Here is a 335-nt window from a genome sequence, read left to right on the forward strand (position 1 = left end):
CCGCGATCGCCTGCGACCGCAACGCCACCACCTTCGCCGCATCCCGCAGCGACAACGCACCCGCCACACACGCCGCCGCGATCTCACCCTGGCTATGACCCATCACCGCATCCGGCTCCACACCCACCGAACGCCACAACCTCGCCAACGACACCATCACCGCAAACAACACCGGCTGCACCACATCCACCCGGTCAAAACCAGGCGCACCCTCGGCACCACGCAACACATCCGACAACGACCAGTCCACATACACCGACAGCGCCGACTCACACTCACCAACCGCCTCCGCGAACACCGGCGAAGACTCCAACAACCCCACCGCCATACCCACC

At 65.4% G+C, this 335-nt stretch carries 1 protein-coding gene; it reads right to left on the minus strand.

Annotated features, from left to right (window positions below; translation table 11 throughout):
* The coding region (locus VT50_RS35355) for an acyltransferase domain-containing protein (RefSeq protein ID WP_143645318.1) at positions 1-335 on the minus strand (335 nt) is incomplete at both ends.

The sequence above is a fragment of the Streptomyces antioxidans genome (genome assembly GCF_000968685.2).
Classification (GTDB): Bacteria; Actinomycetota; Actinomycetes; order Streptomycetales; family Streptomycetaceae; genus Streptomyces; species Streptomyces antioxidans.